The organism is Nitrosomonas sp. GH22 (assembly GCF_009833115.1).
Taxonomy (GTDB): domain Bacteria; phylum Pseudomonadota; class Gammaproteobacteria; order Burkholderiales; family Nitrosomonadaceae; genus Nitrosomonas; species Nitrosomonas eutropha.
This window is the reverse complement of the sequence record NZ_QRCA01000008.1, coordinates 15,934-36,924: the sequence shown is the minus strand read 5'-3', so window position 1 is coordinate 36,924 and position 20,991 is coordinate 15,934. Positions and strand designations below refer to the sequence as shown.

General features: G+C 47.8%; 22 protein-coding genes. 9 read left to right on the top strand and 13 right to left on the bottom strand.

Annotated elements, in window-relative coordinates; all coding sequences use genetic code 11:
• The first annotated feature begins 51 nt into the window (after window positions 1-51).
• The 4 genes from purM to ABF86_RS01690 are packed head-to-tail and all read left to right on the top strand — an operon-like array spanning window position 52 to window position 3,764.
• Entirely contained in the window at window positions 52-1,110 is a 1,059-nt protein-coding gene (purM, locus tag ABF86_RS01705; protein ID WP_074685370.1) for a phosphoribosylformylglycinamidine cyclo-ligase, read from the top strand.
• 11 nt (window positions 1,111-1,121) lie between these two features.
• Window positions 1,122-1,754, top strand: a complete 633-nt coding sequence (gene purN, locus ABF86_RS01700; protein WP_074685368.1) for a phosphoribosylglycinamide formyltransferase — start codon at window positions 1,122-1,124, stop codon at window positions 1,752-1,754.
• Window positions 1,751-2,473, top strand: a complete 723-nt coding sequence (locus ABF86_RS01695; RefSeq protein WP_074685366.1) for a DUF3108 domain-containing protein — start codon at window positions 1,751-1,753, stop codon at window positions 2,471-2,473. Before purN ends, ABF86_RS01695 begins: the two co-directional genes overlap by 4 nt.
• A 16-nt stretch (window positions 2,474-2,489) precedes the next feature.
• Window positions 2,490-3,764, top strand: a complete 1,275-nt coding sequence (locus ABF86_RS01690; RefSeq protein ID WP_074685364.1) for an RsmB/NOP family class I SAM-dependent RNA methyltransferase — start codon at window positions 2,490-2,492, stop codon at window positions 3,762-3,764.
• Between the two features lie 80 nt (window positions 3,765-3,844).
• Here the strand turns inward: ABF86_RS01690 and ABF86_RS01685 are convergent, their stop codons facing one another.
• The 3 genes from ABF86_RS01685 to ABF86_RS01675 form a co-directional block, all read right to left on the bottom strand.
• Window positions 3,845-4,081: a thioredoxin family protein gene (locus ABF86_RS01685; RefSeq protein ID WP_011635274.1), complete on the bottom strand. Its 237-nt coding sequence runs from the start codon at window positions 4,079-4,081 to the stop codon at window positions 3,845-3,847.
• Window positions 4,082-4,249: 168 nt separating this feature from the next.
• Window positions 4,250-4,798: a YMGG-like glycine zipper-containing protein gene (locus tag ABF86_RS01680; RefSeq protein WP_011635275.1), complete on the bottom strand. Its 549-nt coding sequence runs from the start codon at window positions 4,796-4,798 to the stop codon at window positions 4,250-4,252.
• Window positions 4,799-4,812: 14 nt separating this feature from the next.
• Entirely contained in the window at window positions 4,813-5,295 is a 483-nt protein-coding gene (locus ABF86_RS01675; RefSeq protein ID WP_193565655.1) for a hypothetical protein, read from the bottom strand.
• Between the two features lie 279 nt (window positions 5,296-5,574).
• Between ABF86_RS01675 and ABF86_RS01670 the strand changes: the two genes are divergently transcribed.
• From ABF86_RS01670 to ABF86_RS01660, 3 genes are all read left to right on the top strand, one after another.
• On the top strand, window positions 5,575-6,294 hold the full coding sequence (locus tag ABF86_RS01670) for an EI24 domain-containing protein (protein ID WP_011635277.1): 720 nt from the start codon (window positions 5,575-5,577) through the stop codon (window positions 6,292-6,294).
• A gap of 95 nt (window positions 6,295-6,389) precedes the next feature.
• On the top strand, window positions 6,390-8,114 hold the full coding sequence (locus tag ABF86_RS01665; protein WP_011635278.1) for an EAL domain-containing protein: 1,725 nt from the start codon (window positions 6,390-6,392) through the stop codon (window positions 8,112-8,114).
• Between the two features lie 212 nt (window positions 8,115-8,326).
• Window positions 8,327-8,785, top strand: coding sequence for an FKBP-type peptidyl-prolyl cis-trans isomerase (locus ABF86_RS01660; protein WP_011635279.1), 459 nt, complete (start codon window positions 8,327-8,329; stop codon window positions 8,783-8,785).
• A 71-nt stretch (window positions 8,786-8,856) separates the two neighbouring features.
• Here ABF86_RS01660 and rsgA read toward each other — a convergent pair whose 3' ends face one another.
• The 3 genes from rsgA to ABF86_RS01645 are packed head-to-tail and all read right to left on the bottom strand — an operon-like array spanning window position 8,857 to window position 11,389.
• The gene (gene rsgA / locus ABF86_RS01655; protein ID WP_074685360.1) at window positions 8,857-9,786 is read right to left on the bottom strand and encodes a ribosome small subunit-dependent GTPase A; all 930 of its coding nucleotides are present in this window, start codon (window positions 9,784-9,786) and stop codon (window positions 8,857-8,859) included.
• Window positions 9,783-10,124, bottom strand: a complete 342-nt coding sequence (locus tag ABF86_RS01650) for a 4a-hydroxytetrahydrobiopterin dehydratase (RefSeq protein WP_074685358.1) — start codon at window positions 10,122-10,124, stop codon at window positions 9,783-9,785. The genes rsgA and ABF86_RS01650 overlap by 4 nt, the downstream gene beginning before the upstream one ends.
• Complete coding sequence (locus ABF86_RS01645) at window positions 10,121-11,389, bottom strand: M48 family metallopeptidase (protein WP_074685356.1); 1,269 nt, start codon at window positions 11,387-11,389, stop codon at window positions 10,121-10,123. The genes ABF86_RS01650 and ABF86_RS01645 overlap by 4 nt, the downstream gene beginning before the upstream one ends.
• A 154-nt stretch (window positions 11,390-11,543) precedes the next feature.
• On the opposite strand from ABF86_RS01645, the gene orn reads away from it, so the two are divergent.
• Together orn and glgP are read left to right on the top strand one after the other, a co-directional pair.
• On the top strand, window positions 11,544-12,089 hold the full coding sequence (gene orn, locus ABF86_RS01640) for an oligoribonuclease (protein ID WP_074685354.1): 546 nt from the start codon (window positions 11,544-11,546) through the stop codon (window positions 12,087-12,089).
• A gap of 35 nt (window positions 12,090-12,124) precedes the next feature.
• Window positions 12,125-14,680: an alpha-glucan family phosphorylase gene (glgP, locus tag ABF86_RS01635; protein WP_074685353.1), complete on the top strand. Its 2,556-nt coding sequence runs from the start codon at window positions 12,125-12,127 to the stop codon at window positions 14,678-14,680.
• Between the two features lie 23 nt (window positions 14,681-14,703).
• On the opposite strand, the gene panC is transcribed toward glgP, so the two are convergent.
• The 7 genes from panC to ABF86_RS01600 form a co-directional block, all read right to left on the bottom strand.
• Window positions 14,704-15,537 (bottom strand): pantoate--beta-alanine ligase, encoded by an 834-nt coding sequence (gene panC, locus ABF86_RS01630; protein WP_074685351.1) that lies wholly within the window; start codon window positions 15,535-15,537, stop codon window positions 14,704-14,706.
• Between the two features lie 23 nt (window positions 15,538-15,560).
• Window positions 15,561-16,370: a 3-methyl-2-oxobutanoate hydroxymethyltransferase gene (gene panB, locus ABF86_RS01625; protein ID WP_074685349.1), complete on the bottom strand. Its 810-nt coding sequence runs from the start codon at window positions 16,368-16,370 to the stop codon at window positions 15,561-15,563.
• A gap of 3 nt (window positions 16,371-16,373) precedes the next feature.
• Window positions 16,374-17,018 (bottom strand): deoxynucleoside kinase, encoded by a 645-nt coding sequence (locus ABF86_RS01620; protein WP_074685347.1) that lies wholly within the window; start codon window positions 17,016-17,018, stop codon window positions 16,374-16,376.
• Window positions 17,015-17,527: a 2-amino-4-hydroxy-6-hydroxymethyldihydropteridine diphosphokinase gene (gene folK, locus ABF86_RS01615; protein ID WP_074685345.1), complete on the bottom strand. Its 513-nt coding sequence runs from the start codon at window positions 17,525-17,527 to the stop codon at window positions 17,015-17,017. The genes ABF86_RS01620 and folK overlap by 4 nt, the downstream gene beginning before the upstream one ends.
• Window positions 17,524-18,912, bottom strand: coding sequence for a polynucleotide adenylyltransferase PcnB (gene pcnB / locus ABF86_RS01610; protein WP_074685343.1), 1,389 nt, complete (start codon window positions 18,910-18,912; stop codon window positions 17,524-17,526). Before pcnB ends, folK begins: the two co-directional genes overlap by 4 nt.
• Window positions 18,913-19,065: 153 nt before the next feature.
• Window positions 19,066-20,223 carry a cardiolipin synthase ClsB gene (gene clsB / locus ABF86_RS01605; protein WP_074685341.1) on the bottom strand — a complete coding sequence of 386 codons (1,158 nt, stop codon included), beginning with the start codon at window positions 20,221-20,223 and terminating at the stop codon, window positions 19,066-19,068.
• Window positions 20,220-20,981 (bottom strand): endonuclease/exonuclease/phosphatase family protein, encoded by a 762-nt coding sequence (locus ABF86_RS01600; protein WP_011635291.1) that lies wholly within the window; start codon window positions 20,979-20,981, stop codon window positions 20,220-20,222. Before ABF86_RS01600 ends, clsB begins: the two co-directional genes overlap by 4 nt.
• Window positions 20,982-20,991 lie beyond the last annotated feature (10 nt).

The window sequence follows — 20,991 nt, the reverse complement described above, 5'->3', positions numbered from 1 at the left end:
AAATCATGCCTTAAAAACTCCACTCTAGCCTTAACACTGCGAGAACTCAACTTGACTGTATCCAATTTCACAGATCCTGACAAAAACCAGATTTCCTACCGCGCATCCGGTGTTGATATCGATGCGGGAAACCGCCTGGTGGAGATAATCAAACCTTTTGCACAGCGCACCCTGCGCCCGGAAGCGCTGGGAGGGATCGGTGGATTTGGTGCATTGTTCGAAGTCCCTGGAAAATATCGACAACCGGTACTGGTATCCGGAACGGATGGAGTCGGCACCAAACTCAAGCTGGCATTCCAGTATGCACGACATGCAACTATTGGCATTGATCTGGTTGCCATGAGTGTGAACGATATTCTGGTACAAGGTGCTGAACCACTATTCTTTCTGGATTATTTTGCCTGTGGCAAACTGGATGTAGAAACTGCTGCACAGGTGATTCAAGGCATTGCGCACGGCTGTGAGCAAGCCGGCTGTGCGCTGATTGGCGGGGAAACAGCAGAGATGCCTGGCATGTACCCGGAAGGCGAATATGATTTGGCTGGTTTTGCTGTAGGTGTAGTGGAAAAAAATCAGATCATCGATGGCTCCAGCATCCGAGAAAACGATCTTGTGCTGGGGATCGCCTCAAGCGGGCCGCATTCCAATGGATTTTCACTGATCCGCAAAATACTTGATCGTCATGCAGGGCAACCTGATACTGGGCTTGATGAAACCTGGCTCGTAGATGCGCTCCTGGCACCGACTCGAATTTATGTGAAATCAATACTGGCATTACTGGCAGAATTGCCCGTCAAAGGATTGGCGCATATTACCGGCGGTGGGCTGCTTGAGAATATTCCACGTATCTTGCCAGATAGCGTCATGGCCCATATCGACCAGAGTGCCTGGGTGCGCCCTCCCCTGTTTGACTGGCTGCAACAACATGGCAATGTCACGGACGAGGAAATGCTGCATGTTTTTAATTGTGGAATTGGCATGATTGTAATCGTAGCACCGGAGCATGCTTTGACTGCCACTAATATCCTGCGCAGCGGTGGTGAAACCGTGTGGCAAATCGGTGATATCAAATCGCGTAAATCTGGAACGCCATCTATCGTCATTACCTGAAGGAAAGGATCATGAAATCAATGGTGATCCTTATTTCCGGTCGCGGTAGCAATATGCAAGCGTTACTGAAGGCCGGGCTACCAGTTGCAGCAGTAATCAGCAATAATCCGACAGCAGAAGGATTGGCGTTTGCCCGCGAACACGGTATTCCAGCCCATGCGATTGATCATCATGCTTTCCCTGATCGGAAAACTTTTGATAATGCTCTGGCGGAAATCATTGATTCATACCAGCCTCACCTGGTTGCGCTCGCCGGCTTCATGCGTATCCTGTCAGAAACATTTGTTGACCATTACCAGGGCCGGCTGATTAATATTCACCCTTCTCTGTTGCCAGCATTCCCCGGACTGGATACCCATACACGAGCTCTGCAGGAAGGAGTCAAAATTCATGGTTGCACAGTTCATTTCGTCACCTCGCAACTGGATCATGGCCCCATCATTATCCAAGCCGCCATACCGGTACTAGCTGATGATACGCCAGCAACGCTGGCGGCGAGAGTGCTGACGCAGGAACACCGCATTTATCCGCAAGCAGCAAACTGGTTTCTGCAGGGACAATTGACCTTGATAGAAAATCATGTTGAAACTGGAATAGCCTGTGATAGTCAGAAAGTTCTATATTCTCCCGGGATCACGTCATGAAATTTTTATTTCCCATAATCCTGTTCTGGATAAGCAGTATTACTTGCGCTGCTGATTTGCCTGAACGTATTGATATCGACTATGTACTCAACGGTCTTATTGGTCAGGGCAAAGCACATGAAACTCTGCTTATACAAAACCAAAACGGAGCTCAGCATTACACCCTTAGCAGCGAAATTTCAGCCAGCGGGTTTCTTAAACTGATCAAACGTGGCAGCATTCTTCGCCACAGTGAGGGCATGATTATTCCGGGCGAAGGAATGAAGCCTCTACACTTTTCAGACCAACGTGGCGGAAAACCTGCACGCACGGTTGAATTTGACTGGGGCAAGGAGCGCATCATTTATCGCCGTAAAGGCCGTGAGATGATAGAGAATCTGCCAAAAGGAACACTGGATGAATTAAGTCTTGCTTATCACTTCATTTTCACCGCCCATCCCAAACAGACGCTGACCATATACGAAACCGATTACCGCGTTCTGCGCCCGGTTCACTATGCTGTTACCCATGAAACACTGGATACACCAATGGGAAAACTGGCCACGATCGTACTGACGAAACAACAAGAGCCAGGTGATGCGTTCCGCAAGAAAATCTGGCTAGCAACGGATCATCATATGCTGCCAGTACGTATTATTTCGACAGAAAAAAGCGGGATGGAAGTAGACCAGCTAGTTACTAAAATAGACTACAAGTCTCCAGCAAGTTCCACACAATGACCCATTTAAACTGCTTATGCGCCTGACTCCCGAACGACTGAATCTGCTGATTATCGCCGTACGCAAGGTGTTACCTCTACAAGCTCCGGCAGATGTGCTACTGCGACAGTTTTTCCGGGATTATCCACAGCTGGGACAAAATGGTCGGAGCATGATTGCAGAAACTGTCTTTGGAATCCTGAGACATCGATTTTTCCTGGAAGTACTGACCGGAAAAGCAACTGCTCGTGAACTGGTATTAGCCTATCTGGCCAGATTCCAAGGTATGAATCTACGGGAATTAACCCCACTCATCCGGGAGGTGGAATCCAAATGGATCCAACAAATCAAAGCGGTAAAACTGGAGGAACAACCACTGTTCATACGGGCAGAGTTCCCGGAATGGCTGGTGGGAAAATTGCAGCAATCCTGGTCGGATGAAGATATTTTGTATCTTGGCCAAGTTTTGCAACAACCCGCTCCATTGGATATACGTGTCAACAGCCTACTTGCAAAACGTGAAGAAGTAATTGCTGCACTAAAACAAGAAGAAATTGAAGCTCAGCCCACGCCCTTCTCTCCCGTTGGTATCCGCCTCACTGGCAATCCAGCAATCAACCGGAACGCATTGTTCCTTTCCGGAAAAATTGAAGTGCAGGATGAAGGCAGCCAGATTCTCGGTTTTCTGCTGGCACCCAAGCGAGGCGAGATGGTAGTAGACTTTTGTGCTGGCGCGGGAGGTAAAACATTGCTGCTCGGCGCATTGATGCATTCTCGCGGGCGCCTGTATGCTTTTGATATTTCTGAAAAGCGGCTCAACAACCTCAAACCCCGGCTCAAACGCTCTGGATTATCGAACGTTCACCCGCAACACATTGATAGCGAAAAAGATATCAAGCTGAAACGATTAGCGGGAAAAATTGACCGGGTATTAGTCGATGCCCCCTGCAGCGGACTGGGCACTTTACGCCGTAATCCTGACTTAAAGTGGCGACAAAGTCCGAAAAGTATCAATGAGCTGCAGAAAAAACAAATGGCCATTCTTACGGCCGCCGCAAAATTGCTAAAATCGGGAGGGCGTCTAGTTTATGCAACCTGCAGTCTGTTGCCAGAAGAGAATCAGCAGGTAATTGAACGCTTTTTAGCAGATCATCCACAATTTTCCATACTTAATTGTGGAGAGCTGCTTACACAACAAAAAATCAACTTGCCTGATACAGGTGAATTTTTACAGCTCTCACCGCTATACCACAATACTGACGGCTTCTTTGCTGCTGTTCTGGAACACTCCAGAATGGAGTCCGAAAATTAAAAAGGGGCCTTAGAGAAAAGGCCCCTTCAGAATGCAAGCAGCTAACTTGAGTTACTGCTTGCAGAAATTAATTATTATTGTTATTTCAGATCGTCAATACCGGCACCAAAATTGATATGGAATGCCGCTCCGTCGATTACAAGCGCTGGAACTGATTTTACTCCAGCTGCTTCAGCTTCACCGATACGTGATTTATCCGTACCCAAGTGTACATTTTCAACTGTATATTTTGAAGGATCAATAGCATTGGCGACAGCCTGTTCAGCAGACACACAGACAGGACAACCGGCATGATAGAAAATAGCTTTTGATGCCATGTGTTTCTCCTTAACTAAGATTCATTAAAACGACATTCTCAAAACGGAATATCCTGGTCCCTGTTCGAAACCATACGGCATTTAGAACTGCTTACAGGCATTCCAATTTTTTATTTTAACACATAAAATCAATGAAATGTATTCGCATGGCTTACTGATGCAAATGTATCAATATGGTGGCGGTGATGGCGGATAACCCGACGGCGGTGGAGGAATATATCTGCCCGGAGCAGCAGGTGGATAGGAATAAGTTCCCTGGTTTACATTCCCGCCCGATCCTTCAATCAGCCCGGCAGAAACCGGAACACGATGACCATTGGCATACATGCACTGGATATAGGCAATATCATAACGCTCCTGACTAATAGAACCAGACGACTGCGCAGTACCACTGCCTACCAGTCCGCCTCCCAGCAGACCTGCTCCCGCACCAACAGCAGCACCACGCCCACCACCAAACGCCGCTCCCGCAGCAGCTCCTAGCGCCGCACCAACAGCAGCGCTTTCCATGCCGCTGGATGCCGCTGAACTCCTGGGTGTCTGGAAATCGGTTTGCTGGCTGGCAAACTGTCGACACAAATAATCATCACTGCGAAACTGATCAAAACTTTTACCATTACCCGGTAATATCATGACACTTGGTCCGGTTGGTACATTCACACAGGCCACAAGAAGGATCGCAACTGGAAAAACAATTAATCTGGAGAAGTAACGCATTGTATGCTCCTGTATTATTGGGCAGGTCTGGGAGGAACTTTTATCCATCCACCCGGGCAGCGTTCCACTTCCGGATAATAGCCGGCGGGGTTCTCGCAATAATACCAGTAATTCGTCACGGCTGATTCAGGGGGTGGCGGGGGGGGTGCCGGCTGGACAGGCTGTTGCTGCTGGATATAAATAGGTGGATCAGGCGGCACAATCACAACCGGAGGATATACGACGGGAGGATAAGCGGGCCAGTAAAAGCGGTTGTCCAGGTAACCGTAGGGACGGTAGTAAGGTTGCCGGTAATAGGGATAATAATGCCGCCCGTAGACAAAGTCCCCATAAATCCCGATATTCCGGCCAGGATAGCTAAAATGGCCATAAGACCCGAATGAACCAGCCAAGCCGACACCCAGAGAAAAATTAGGCCGACTCGAATAATGACGATGTCCATGAGAATATCTACTATGGTTATGACCATGGCTATAACTCCATGAAACGTCACTCATTGTTATTCCGGTTAAAATCAGAGACAGATAAAGCCAATCGACCTTTTTCACTCATTGCTCCTCATATATCCGTGATACAGTTATTTTGAGGTGTACAGCTCTTATATTGCCCATTAGGCTGCATCCTTTAATAAAGGTTTCAAGTATACGCCGCTCTGGAAAAGCACATGATAGGCAGGCATTTTTACGAAAACAGAAAAGGCCCGCACTATTTTAATTGGAAACTGCGGTGTACGTTTTTTGAATCAAGAGTTTAATGTCTGACCGGGGAGATTTTTGATGTCTGGATTATTCAGCGCGCTTTCAAGAGCCTCAATTAACCTTTTTAATCCACGCATGTTATGGCTGTGGAGTTGGCCCATATTGGTATCGGCTATTTTCTGGTGGCTGATCGGGATGTTTTTCTGGACGCCACTATCAGGCTGGCTGCTGACTGTCATCCCGGTAGATACGCTCCAGAACTGGCTGGAAACTTCACATCTGCAGGTGATCGCTGACGGGGTGGAGACTGTGATCAACCTGATCATTTTCATGATATTAACGATCACAACCAGCCTGGTGATTACCGCATTGTTTACCATGCCAGCTCTGGTCAGTTTTGTAGCAAAACGCTACTACCCTGATCTGGCTCCGATGCGGGGTGGAACAATCACCGGCAGCCTGCGCAATGTCCTATTGGCCATCGCGATTTTTATCGTAATCTGGATAGCAACCATCCCTTTATGGTTTACCGGAATTGGCCTGCTGGGGCCTCTGCTGGCGGCAGCTTATTTGAATCAGCGGCTGTTTTTCTATGATGCGCTGTGTGACCATGCAGACAACTCCGAGCTAAACAAGCTATCAACCATGAATCGACCGGCACGCTGGAGTCTGGGTTTTCTGACAGGGTTGCTACAATTCATACCATTTTTAAATTTTTTTGCACCCACTCTGACCGCACTGGCTTTCATACACTTCGAGCTAGCACGCCTGGCACAATTGCGTCGCACAACGAATTGATTACCACATAAACCAGGTTTTTCACCCTTTCCACAGAATCAAGTTTTTCCTGTCCGGGTCGATACCGGAAGATATCACACCAGGAAGAATCTGAAATGTCATATGGAAAATTAAAACTTTTAATCATCGGCCATTCCAAAGCTGATGTAAATCAGCTAAGTACCGATTTTAGTCGTAACGGAAAACAGCTGATTTACCAACATGCAAACAGTTTACCCGACGTCCGGGCGGCATTGGATACATCAAGCTGGGATGCAGTCATTGCAGAATATTCAATGGCTGGATTTGATGCCTTGCAAGTGCTGGATCTGCTTAAAACCCGCCACCAAACGACACCCTTTATTCTGTACACCTCGATAACAGATGAGCAAGTAATACTCTCGGCATTACGCAACGGGGCAAGTGACTGTGTACCAAAAGGACATTCGACGCGGCTGATACTGGCTATCAATCGAGGTTTTGAGCTCATGGATCTGAAACGCAGGAAACGTCAGGCCGATAGCCATATTTACCGTATGACCTATTATGATGAACTGACCGGCCTGCCCAAACACAATCTGTTTTGTGAAAAAGCAGCTGCACTGCTGTCAAACAACGCTGTGATTGATGGCATGATCGCTGCTATTTATTTCATCGATATCAACCGTTTGTCACGCATCAATAGTAAATATGGCTACAGCATCAATGATCAGCTAATACAACAATTCGCCAGCCGTTTATCCATCTACTCCGACAACAGCTGTATTCTGGCACGCACCGAAGGAGGTAATTTTGTTTTTCTCAAAACCAGCCTGGCCAACACCAGCCAAGCACAGATATTCGCAAACCAGTTGCTAAAGCTCGCCACCACACCTTTTATCATTAATGATCTTGAATTTTATATCACCCTGACGATAGGAATCTGCCTCTATCCTCGCGATGGCAGGGAAATTGAGGTGCTGCTGGCCAATGCCGAAAATGCATCATCTTTTACCCGAAAAATCTGGCCTAATACCTATAGATTCTATGCCCGGGAAATTGGTGAAGCTTCGTTACAAAAGGTCAAGATTGAGCAATCATTGCAGAAAATCATTAATGACAAAGAACTCGTTCTACATTATCAACCGGTGATTGATCTCATGACCGGAAAAATTATCGGAGTCGAAGCACTGGTCCGCTGGCGTCATCCGGAACTCGGACTCATTCCTCCAGATAAATTTGTTCCTCTGGCTATTGAATCCGGCTCCATTGTCAAAATAGGCAAATGGGTATTACATGAAGCTTGCAGACAAGCCAAATCTTGGCAAGATGCCGGCCTTGAACCCGCTTTCATTGCAGTCAACCTTTCTGCCATAGAACTGGATCAGCTCCAGTTAATTAATCACGTTGCTGAAGCATTACATGCGACGGGGCTTGACCCTTCAAAACTGGAGCTAGAAATTAATGAATCTGTATTAATGCAGGATATAGATGGAAGCACCAGAATCTTGAACGAACTAAAGAAAATGGGTGTAAAAATCGTGATGGATAATTTTGGCACCGGCTACTCATCTCTCAACCATCTGCGGCGCCTGCCCATCGATACCATCAAGATCGGTCAACCACTCGTTCAGGATATCGCCAGCAAATCTGACAGCTCCGTAATCATTACAGCCATTATTGCGCTTGCCCGGAATCTCGGCATGCAAATACGAGCAGAAGGTGTTCAATCACAAACACAACTCGATTTTCTGAAACAAGCCAACTGCCATCACGTTCAGGGATTCTTATTCACTCCCCCACTTTCAGCAGAGCATTTTTTACCACTTATCGAGCAACGCAAAACTGGTACTTTTTCATAACTTTGCACAGTATGGCGGTCACCGCCACATGCATGAAGATGATACGAACCACCTCTGCTTTACCTGTCCCGTTTTCAGAATAAACCTGACAAGTGGAAATTGCTTTATTATTTCTGCTGTTCGGAATGGTGCTGTGAAACGGGTAAATTCCACCAGCAAATCTCGAATTATCCAATCTACCAAGCTGTAAATACTACTTTTTAGAGGTAATAATGAATGTAAAAAAACTATTGGGCATCGTTCTTTCAGGATGTCTATTTTTATCGATAAATGCCCAGGCTGCCGGGGAACACATGACACCACACTACGTAAATGTTGCAGATGTAACAACACTGGAAAAAATAGATACCAAGGTTGGTACTGGAGAAGAAGCCGATATTGGCAAAACCGCCAATGTGCACTATACAGGCTGGTTGTATGATCCCACTGCGGAAGACCATAAAGGCATAAAATTTGACAGTTCTCACGATCGTGGCACTCCCTTTTCATTCCTGCTTGGTGCTGGACGGGTTATCAAAGGATGGGATCAGGGAGTACTGGGTATGAAAGTTGGTGGAAAACGTACCTTGATTATCCCCTCCGCCATGGCATACGGTACCCATGGCGCCGGAGGTGTCATCCCTCCCGATTCAGCGCTGATATTTGATGTGGAATTGATCGGCCTGGAGTAACCAGGGGCTGGGCCCGGCGGGAAAACAGACAAATACCACCTGTCGGGTTATTTATCGCCAGCTTCCTTTGTTTACCTCCCTCCAGGGAGGGATTCCTTTCTGCACTTCATCAACTTATAGTAACAAGCTAACCGGCGTGAATTAAGAATACCTTCCTGCGCCGCTTGTAATAATCTGCAACCCGGCTCTGAAACATGCCGGCAATTCCGGAATTTGCACTGTTTCAGAAAAGGACGAAATTCGACAAACCCCCATGCCAGTGATTCTTCATCCAGTTGTTGCAGACCGAATTCCTGAAAACCAGGGGAATCAATGATGCTACTGTTCGTATCAAGATGAAAAAGACGAACATGGGTAGTCGTGTGTCGTCCGCTATCCAGTGCATCGGAAATTTCTGCGGTTGCCTGCTGCGCCACTGGAATAAGTGCGTTAAGCAGCGTGGATTTGCCCACACCAGATTGCCCCGCCAATAGACTGATCTGTCCGCCCAGGAACGGAACAAGTGGCTGAGCGTTGGCTTCCGCACTGATCTCCAGTACGGGATACCCCAGCTCCCGGTAAAACACCAAGCTTTGTGCAACAACCTGCCTTTGCACATCCTTGTCAATTAGGTCGATCTTGTTCAATATAATGAGCGGCTTGATTCCCTGGTTTTCGGCAACAATCAGACAACGATCAAGCAATTCAAAATTACAAGTTGGAACAACCGCCAGCACAAAAATCAACTGCGTGACATTGGCCGCGATCAGTTTTTCACGAAAGAGCTCGCTACGATAAAAGAGGCTTGAACGAGACAGGATAGTTTCGATAATACCCTGGCCGTCAGTGGTCGGAAGTATTTCAACCCAATCACCACATACCACTCCTTTTTTCTTACCGCGTACAACACAGGAATAAATAGTATGTGCAGTTTCGACTTCAAAATGACGGCCATAGGCTGCTACTACCCTGCCGAGCAATAGCGATCCGGCTTTATTTACGCCAATATCTCTGGCTCTCAAGATATGAGCAACATATCGACTTTCGCCGCACAGATAAAGTCATTTTCCGATAATCCGCCAATGGCGTGCGTCGTATACTCTACACGGCACTGGTTATAACCAACCATCATATCCGGATGATGATCTTCCTGATGTGATACCCAGGCAACCGCATTGACAAAAGCCATCGTCTGGTAATAATTCTTGAAAGAAAAAGTCCTCCTGATTCTGTTATCTGCCAGTTGCCAGCCCTGCTCCAACTGCTTCAACAAATTTTCAGCTTCTTCTTTCCTCAATGGAGGAACTCCTCCCTCGCACGGCTTACATTTCCGGTCAGCCAAGTCACAGATATTAGTCATGCTGCAGCTCCTGTTGTGATTATTTTCTTGAGATGCGCAACCCGAATTGCTGCTGGCGGGTGCGAATCATAAAAAGCAGAATGTAGCGGATCAGGTGTCAGTGTCGCAGCGTTATCCTGATACATCTTGACCAGCGCCTGGATCATATCTGCCGCCGATGATTGCTGAGCTGCATATTCATCTGCCTCAAATTCATGTTTGCGTGAATAGATACTGGATAATGGTTGCAGCAAAAAGGTAAATACCGGCATCACCAGAAAGAACAGCAATAGTGCCATGGCAGTTGATGGCACATCAGTCACCTGAACACCCAGTCCATTATAGAACCACGGTTGCTGCATTAGATAACCCAACACCCATAGAAACAACAGGCTGACTACAAATGACAGTGCAATCCGCTTGATGACATGATGCTGTTTGAAATGGCCCAGCTCATGTGCCAGCACCGCTTCGATTTCCGCAGCTTCCAAACGGTTCAGCAACGTATCAAAGAACACAATCCGCTTGGTTTTACCAAACCCGGTAAAATAGGCATTACCATGACTGCTGCGACGAGAGCCATCCATAACGAACAACCCACTGGATTCAAAACCACACTTCCGCAACAGATTTTCAATACGAGCCTTGAGCAAATCATTTTCCAACGGCGAAAACTTGTTGAACAGCGGGGCAATCCAGTTAGGATAAACCGCCAGTAGAAACAGGTTAAAACCTATCCAGGTCAACCAAGTATATAACCACCAATTATCTCCTGTTTTTTCCATCAACCACAGGACACTCAACAACAATGGCGCACCCAACAATGCCACCACCACAGTCTGCTTGACAAGATCAGTAAAAAACATGGCTCGTGTCATCTTGTTGAATCCGTATTGCTGTTCAATAACGAATGTACGGTAATAATTAAAAGGGATTGCAACTATACTCAGCAGAGCTAATACACTAAAAATGAGTACCATCCCATGCCATAGCGGATCACTGAACCAGGAATACCAGAAGTCCGACAGCAATTCCAATCCACCACCCAGTGTCAACACTAGCAACAAACCTGTGTTGAGCAGTATGCCTGGATAACTCAGGCGTACTTTTGCACAGGTATAATCAGCTGCTTTCTGGTGAGCAGATAATTCAATTTGTGAAGCGAAAGCAGCTGGAACCTGGTCGCGGTTTGCTGTTATATGGCGTATGTGCCGGGTAGCCAGCCACAACTGCACCAGCGTAGTCAATGTCAGCACAAGAATAAAAACAATGGTGAAAATATGCATAAAACCACCTGGAAATTAAGTATCTGAACAGGACATGCTAGGATTTTACTCTTTATGCACCCCCGGAAAACAGAGGAGCAGACCGATCACGACGAGTATACTTGGATGTGACACAATCCTATCTTGAAAATTCACGTAACAAACATTCAGAATTATGGCACAAGACAGTAACAACCTTATCTGGATAGACATGGAAATGACCGGTCTGAATCCGAATACTGACTGCATTATCGAAATCGCCCTGGTCGTCACAGACGCGCAACTCAACACAGTAGCTGAAGCACCGGTACTGGTCATTTCACAACCAGACAGTGTCCTTAACGGGATGGATAAATGGAACCAGTCCACACACGGCAAATCTGGCCTGATCGATAGGGTCAAGGCTTCAACATTGAGTGAAGCCGAAGCAGAAGCTCGCATGCTGGCATTCTTGGCGCCATACGTCCCGGCCGATATCTCGCCTATGTGCGGAAATTCAATCTGCCAGGATCGACGTTTTCTAGCCAGATGCATGCCACAACTGGAAGCTTATTTTCATTACCGCAATCTGGATGTCAGTACACTCAAGGAATTGGCCAAACGCTGGAAACCTGAAGTTGCCCAGGGATTCAACAAACAAGGTAAACATGAAGCACTGGCTGATATTTACGACTCAATAGAAGAACTCAAACACTATCGCCAGCACCTGTTTAATATCTGAATGTCCGTGATTCATCTACTACAGGAGCTCAATGAATGACTCAACGCACTGCATTTACACTTACTATCAGCCCCAAAATACCGGCACGCTTGGATCGGTTGGAGGAACTAGCAAATAATCTCTGGTACAGCTGGGATCGGGCCACACGCGCCCTGTTTTCGAGGCTTGATCCACAGCTATGGGGAATTGTAGGGCACAGCCCCAAAGCGTTTCTCAGACGGGTGAATGAATCCGCACTACTCCAGGCGGCAGAAGATCTGACATTCCTCGGCCATTACAATAGTGTTCTGTCTGCTTACGATTCCTATCATTCGGAGCCTTCTCGCCACCAGACCATTAAGGGGCTGAATGTGCGTGATCAGGTTGCGTATTTCTGTTTTGAGTTTGGTTTTCATGAAAGCCTGCCGGTTTATTCTGGTGGTCTTGGCATTCTTGCTGGCGATCACTGCAAAGCTGCCAGCGATCTGTGTCTCCCTTTTGTTGCAGTTGGACTGCTTTATCGGCAGGGCTACTTCTTCCAGACTATTGATGGTCACGGTAATCAGCAGCCTGTTTACTGCGACTCGGATTTCGAGGATCTGCCGGTAAAACCCGTACTACATGATGATGGCTCGGAAGTTAGAATATCTGTGCAATTCCCCGGACGGATCGTTACCGTCAAAGTATGGCGAGCACAAATCGGACATGTCAGTTTGTATCTGCTCGATACCGATCTTCCGGATAATTCCGAACATGATCGTCTGATCACACACCAGCTTTACGGTGGAAACAACACCATGCGCATCGAGCAGGAAATCATCCTCGGCGTGGGCGGGGTAGCCGCTCTCAGGGAAATGGATATCAAACCCACAATCTGGCATAGTAATGAAGGCCATGCTGCCTTCATGATGTTGGCACGCGCTCTTGAGCTGGTACGACAAGGGCTGGATTTTGCCAGCGCAACAGAGGCGGTAGCAGTCAATACAATCTTTACCACCCATACGGCCGTTCCGGCGGGTCACGATCATTTCCCGGAAGACATGATGCACCATTATTTTCAGGAAATTTATCACGAACTGAAAATTTCCCGGGAAGAATTCATGGCGCTTGGTCACACTTCAAATAATCATGACTTCAACATGACCGCGCTGGCCATTCGCATGTCGCGCATGCATAACGGCGTCAGCAGAATCCACCGAGATGTCTCCGCCAATATTTGTCGGGATTTGTGGCCACAGATCGAGCCAGAAGAAAATCCAATTGACTATGTTACCAATGGCGTCCATGTACCGACATTTCTGGCACAGGAATGGGTGGATCTATTTGACCGCCGCCTGGGCCCGCAATGGCGCAACAAACAACAGGACCCCGAATTCTGGTCAGGCATTCATAACATTCCGGACCATATATTCTGGAGTGTACGGCAGAGCCTGAAATCACAAATGTTTTACGGTATCCGCGCGCGCCTGACCGAGCAGAATTTACGTAATCATGGCTCTGAAGCCCATCTTGATCGCCTGCTCAGATTTGCTGATCCGATCAACCCGAATATATTGACACTGGGCTTTGCGCGCCGTTTCGCTACCTACAAGCGCGCCAAACTACTGTTTCGCGATCTTGACTGGCTGCGTAAACTACTGCTTGACCCCGAACGCCCGGTATTACTGGTTTTTGCCGGCAAGGCCCATCCAGCCGATCTGCCTGGCCAGGAATTGATTCGACACATCTATCAGATCGCAGATATGCCAGAATTCAGAGGGCATATCCTGCTGGTGGAAGGGTATGATTTGCGCCTCGCCCGGCGACTGGTATCAGGCGTTGATGTCTGGCTCAACAACCCTATCTATCCACTGGAAGCCAGTGGTACATCAGGCATGAAAGCAGGAATCAATGGCACACTCAATCTGAGCATACTGGATGGCTGGTGGGGAGAAGGCTATGATGGCAAAAACGGGTGGGGAATCAAACCAGTTTCGGAGAATCTGGAAGCCTCATTACGCGATGCCGAAGAAGGTCGGGCTTTCTACGAAATCCTGCAAGATCAAGTCATTCCACTCTATTACGATCACGGCAAGTTTGGTTACTCGGTCGAATGGGTAAACATGGCCAAACATTCAATGACCTCTCTGTTGCCACAATACGGAACCAGGCGAATGGTTGGAGAATATATCCAGAAGTTTTACACACTCGCCAGTCGGCAAGGGGCGGGCTACAGTCAGGATAATTTTGCAATCGCTAGAGATATTGCCGCCTGGAAAGCACGAATAAATGCAGCATGGAACGGCGTAAGTGTGCGACGACTCGACATACCCAGCAAGCAGCTCGAATTTGGTAACGCCTTGCATTTTAAACTCGCTGTGAAGTTAAACGGCCTGCAACCAGAAGATGTCGTCGTGGAGTTGCTGCTCTCGCGGCAATACAACAAAGTCAGGCTTAATCAGTTCCAGAATTTTCGGCTGGAATGTACCGGCATCATCGAGCCGAACGAGCATCAGTTCGAACTGAACCATATACCGGAATTGTGCGGCAGACAGCAATATTATCTACGTGTCTACCCCTATCACCCGCTGCTGACTCACCCACTGGAAATGGGCAAGATGGTATGGCTGTGATAGCCAGTCCATTATTATTCTTGTTATGACAATACCAACGGAAAATTGTCGATCAGCCGAATTTGATCCAGCCACGCCGCGCCCAATATGACCAAACCAGAATCGCATGCTGTTGCCGGTAACAGCGTGCGATTCTGGCGTACCGAAATATAGTCAACTTTCCAGCCGTGCATATTCAGCCTTTCGATGGCAGACCATTCTAACGATGGAAAATTTCGTTCACCCGAAGCAATACTTTCTCCAATTTTCTTCAGATTACAAGCCAGCTCGCTCGCTTTCTGCCGCTGGATGTTATCAAGGTAATTATTACGTGAACTGAGCGCCAGACCGTCTTCTGCCCGTATCGTCTGGCCAGCAATAATTTCTACGGGCAGATTCAGTTGAGCAACCATCCTGCGGATAATCTGCAGTTGCTGGTAGTCTTTTTCACCGAATATTGCAACCTGTGGCTGCACGATATTGAACAGCTTCAATACAACCGTTGTCACCCCACGGAAAAATCCAGGGCGACAAGCACCTTCCAGCGTATCTGCCACAGGTGGAAGCAGTAACTGAAATTCCTGCGGGACAGGAAAAAGTGTTTTTTCACCTGGAATAAATACGATATCCACACCATATTCTTCCAGCAAGCGACAATCGTTCTCCTGGGTACGTGGATAGCGGTCATAATCTTCATGCGGAGCAAATTGCAAACGATTGACGAAGATACTGACGACGGTACAAGCAGCATGCTGCTGAGCGATCCGCACCAGAGATAAATGGCCCGCATGCAGATTACCCATGGTTGGCACCAGGGCTATTGAAGCTTCATCTTGGAGCCGCACACGCAACGATGCAATATCAGTGATTATTTCCACGTAAATGATTCGTATCGCACCTGTCAGAACATATGTTCATGCGCAGGAAATTCTCCGGTTTTGACTGCTTTCACATAATTCCTGACTGCCACCTGAATACTATCTGCACCTGCCATGAAATTTTTGACAAAACGCGGCAAAGTACCACTACTGATGCCTAACATATCGTGCAACACCAAGACCTGTCCCGAACATACCGCACCAGCACCAATGCCGATAGTCGGGATGGATAGTGACCGGGTAATTTCCTCTCCCAGTGCAGCCGGGATCAACTCCATCACAAGCATGGCCGCCCCTGCTTTTTGCAATAGCAGTGCATCCTCCAGCAATTGTCTGGCACCATCAGGTGTTTTCCCTTGAATTTTGTAGCCGCCTAACTGGTGGACAGACTGAGGTATTAACCCGATATGGGCACATACCGGAATGCCACGACAGGTCAAAAACTCTATGGTTTCTGCCATATGCCTTCCCCCTTCAACCTTAACCATCTGCGCACCGGCAGCCATTAACCGAACGGCATTCCTGAATGCTTCCCGTGGAGACACCTGGAACGTACCAAACGGCATGTCAGCCAGGATAAATACGCTGTGAGTACCGCGCTCTACACAGCGAACGTGGTAGATCATTTCATCCAGTGTAACCGGCAAAGTACTGGCCTGACCCTGTATCACGTTTCCGAGCGAATCTCCCACCAGCAGAATATCAACTCCCGCGTTTTCCAGCACCGCCGCAAACGTTGCGTCATAACAGGTCAGGGCCGCTATTTTCCCCTTCTCCCGGTAAATATTCTGCAGTGTCAAAACCGTTATACGTTTTGTAACCGGCCGATCCATCTGTTAACTGGCTCCAACATTAAAATATTCACGTGCACTGCGCATCTGGTCAATGCGCGTCAGTAACAGATCAAAATCGGCAATACTGTTCGCCAGATCAATATGTTCGCTATTCACGATCATGACCGGCGCCCGATCGTACTCATGAAAAAATTGCATATAGCGCTCTGCCAGGCGTCGCAGATAATCCTCAGATATGTTCTGTTCCAGCGTATTGCCACGTTGCCGGATGCGTTTAATGAGGACTTCAGGTGAAACCTGCAGATAAATCACCAGATCAGGCACCGGTGCATCGAGGGGCATCTGTTCGCAGATCTGCCGGTATAACCCGTGCTCGGGTTCACTCAACGCAACAGCTGCAAACAACTGACCTTTTTCAAATAAAAAATCACTCACGACAGATTGTGAGAAACCATTTTCCTGCCTCATCAATTGCAGTTGTTGCCTGCGCTGGAGCAAAAAAAACAACTGGGTTGACAAGGCATATCTGGGCGTATCCTCATAGAATTTCTCCAGAAATGGATTAGCCTCCGGCTGCTCCAGCATAAGTGAACAGTTCAACCGAGTTGCCATATTACGGGCAAGGCTGGTCTTACCCGCACCGACAGGTCCTTCAACAACAATATAGCGGCAGCGCTCAAGATTCATGATGATGCAATATACTCCAATGGTTGTTTCGTACACGCAGCCAGACAAGCGGCAGCTGAGCCTCTTCCCGGAATCACGCAATCTGCTGCGATTTCCAGCAAGGGTTGCAGTACAAAAGCGCGCTCATGCATACGTGGATGTGGCAACACCAGTTTTGTATCACTGTGTTGCAGGTTTCCAAATAACAGAATATCCAGATCAAGGATGCGCGGAGCGTTAGGAAAAGTACGCACACGACCGCAAGCACGCTCGATTTCCAGTAGAATATCGAGCAGGTGATGCGGTGTCAGATTTGTTTCCATCTGTACTACCGCATTGATGAAATCGGGCTGATCGGTATTGCCAATCGGGGCAGTACGGTAAAACGAAGAACGTTTTACCAGACGTGAATGTTCCAGCTCGGCTAACAGCAGTATTCCACGCCTGACCTGAGACAAAGGATTTTCCAGGTTGCTGCCTAATGCAATAAAAATACGGCTGATAGATTCAGGATGAAAATCAGATGTCATGAAATATCCTGATTAACGGGAGAGTCTACTTTTACACTTTCCGATTGACTGCTACGGCGACGTTTTCTGCGACGTTTTGTCGGTGCTTCCTGCAGCAACATTGCTTCCCGGGCAGCATTATCAGTATTTTTGAATGTTTGCCACCATTGCCCCAGCTCTTCGTCGATTTCTCCGCTTTTACACCGCAACAGCATAAAATCATAGGCAGCAGGGAAATGTGGATGCTCCAGCAGGCGGAATGGCTTACGACCTGCGCGCGCCAAAAACCTTGGCTGCAAGGACCAGATATCATAAATAACGCCATCATGCCTGCGCGGAATGGCCAATCGGCGGCGCTGAGCCGCCAGAACATCGCCCATCGCTCTATGTAATAATGCGGGAATATTTTTTTCACCCGCCTTCAGATGAATATTCCATACCGCCAACACTTCATGCCACAATAACGCTGCAAATAAGAATCCGGGAGAAACCGGTTTACCCTGCCGCACCCGCTCATCTGTATTTTTTAGTGCCAGAGAAATAAATCGTTCACCCAGAGGCTGCTCCAGAATTACATCCAGCATCGGCAGTAACCCATGATGCAATCCTCGCGTTCGCAGATCAATCACAGCTGTCAGTGCATGACCAGAAAACAATAGCTTCAGCATCTCGTCAAACAGGCGTGCCGCTGGAACATTCAGTAACAATGGCGCAAGATCACCAATAGGTGCAGCTGTCCTGTCATCGATCTGAATACCCAGTTTGGCAGCAAGACGCACTGCCCGCAACATCCGTACCGGATCTTCCCGGTAACGCTGCTCAGGATCTCCGATGATGTTCAACCGCTTTGCCATGACATCTTCGAAACCACTTAGATAATCAATAATCTCTTCTGTAGCAGGATTATAGAACAAGGCATTGATAGTGAAATCACGACGTCTTACATCCTCTTCCTGGCTGCCAAAAAAGTTATCGTGCAACAACCGTCCGGTGGCATCAATATAGGCACACTCTTTGTCAGACTGAATCAGATCATCAGCCGCCTTACCGCGAAAAGTGGATACTTCCACTGTTTCTCCCTTGCTCATGACGTGCACCAGCCGGAAACGCCGACCAATAATGCGTGAATGACGGAAGATTGCGCGCACTTCTTCGGGCGTGGCATCAGTGACAATATCATAATCCTTGGGCTTCAGCCCTAACAGCAGATCACGGACGGCACCGCCCACAATATAGGCAGAATAACCTGCTTGCTGTAAAGTCAGTGCAACTTTCAGCGAACCGGCACTAATGCTGCTGCGCGAAATTCCATGCCGCTCACATGCAATGGCCCGGAATGCCGGGGCAGCTGTAACAGAAACTGTAGAGCCGAAGGAAAAAATATGATGCAGAAATTTACGGATCATGCCTGGATGCAATACCTGTGAACGACAAATTATACACCTGGTAACAAATTAGACTTTGATGAAACACTGGCCCACAAAAGAAAATGGCAATCGGGCATTGGTTATTCCGTATCCGAGTATGCGACAAGATCGTATTAAAGCGGTCAAGGGATCTTAGTCTCGACGGTATCCCAGCAATCCCCACGCCATCCGGATGAAGTAATAGCATATCCAGTTCAGCGAACGTTTAATTCGTGACCGGCCTCTCCAGGAATGCTGTAACACCGGACAAGAGACTTCCAATGTCCGTTGCAGACTGCCCCGTAATCCCGCTGCAAATATCCGATCTAAGATAATGACATTGGCCTCACGTGCCAGCAATAAACTGAACGGATCAATATTGGAAGAACCAACAGTAGACCAGGAGCCGTCAATAACTGCCACTTTGGCATGCAGATACCCTTGTCGGTACTCGTAGATACGGATACCGGCATCCAGCAGGTGGCCATACAGGGCATGCATGGCGTAATATTGCAAGCGATATTCCGATTTCCCCTGTAGCAGAAGGATAACCGAGACACCACGCTGTGCGGCCTTGATCAGCGCCTGCCGAAAATTCTTCCCGGGAAGAAAATAGGCATTGGCAATAATGATTTCCTTGCGAGCAACCGCTATTGCCCTGAGATAGCAATGCTCAATACTACGCCGGTTACGCAGATTATCCCGGATAACCAACGATGCACGCTGATGGCCTGCCGGCAGATTATTGCTGACAACAGAAAAATAATTTGTCCAGCGCTTTTTGAAATAAACCCATGCAACCAACATCCACAGATGCCTTGCTGTAGCATGAATTTTTTCCAGTAGCGGACCGATAATTTGAACAGCATAATCGAATCGTGGAAATAACGCATCAGATTCGTAGCAATCATCGACAATATTAATTCCTCCCACAAATGCCAAACTGGCATCCATAACCGCCAGTTTGCGATGCATACGACGCAAGCGGGAGCGTTTGAGCCGGAATGAAAAAAACTCCGGCCGATATATCAGTACTCGCACACCTGCTGCAAGCATCTCCCGAATTACTTTCCCGGGCAGGCCGAGCGAGCCAAACCCATCAATCAACAGATGGACAGCTACCCCGCGTTGTGCTGCCCGTTTAAGCGCTTCAGCAATTCGGATACCGGTTGTATCGTACTGAAAAATATAAGTTTCGAGATAAATTTCCTGCCTGGTCGAATCAATGGCCGATTCCAGCACCGGGAAATATTCCGTGCCGGAATGCAGTAGTGTTATACAGTTTCCTTCGACAAAATCAGGCAAACTCATTTACGCATAATCTGGGCCGACAACGCAGCATGGTCTGAAATTCTGGACCAGGGGCGATTATGAAAAATCCGGGCATTTTTTACCTGAAAACCACGGATATAAATTCTATCCAGACGCAGCAACGGCAAAACAGATGGAAAACTGCGCGCCGCCTTACCCTGCGTATACTGAAAAACCTCAACCAGATTCAAGCGACTGGCCAAAGCCTGATTTGCCACACCACGCCAGTCATTAAAATCTCCCGCGAGTACGAGCGGTGCATCAGGCGGTACCAGTTGCCGGATGCGGCGCTCTATGGCCTCCAGCTGCCGATACCTTCCACGCTTAAACAGCCCCAGATGCACACAGATGCAGTGCAACGCGTCTTTCCATCCGGGAATGGCCAGCTCGCAATGTAACAATCCGCGACTTTCAAATCGGTGTGCCGAAATATCTTCATTCTCCCAGCTTGATATGGGAAAGCGGCTGAGAATGGCATTGCCGTGATGGCCATGGTTATAAACCGCATTCTTTCCATAGGCAAAATCCGACCACACTGCATCCGCCAAAAATTCATACTGAGCATCTTTCGGCCAATCCTGAAAGCGGCTGGCATGCAGCGTATGCTCCCCGATCACCTCTTGCAAAAAAATGATATCGACATTCAGGCTACGCAAATAGTCACGCAATTCATGCAATACCACACGCTGATTAAAAAACGACAGCCCCTTGTGAATGTTATAAGTTGCGATATGTAATGTCCGATTAGATTCACGCATTGCTTCGTTT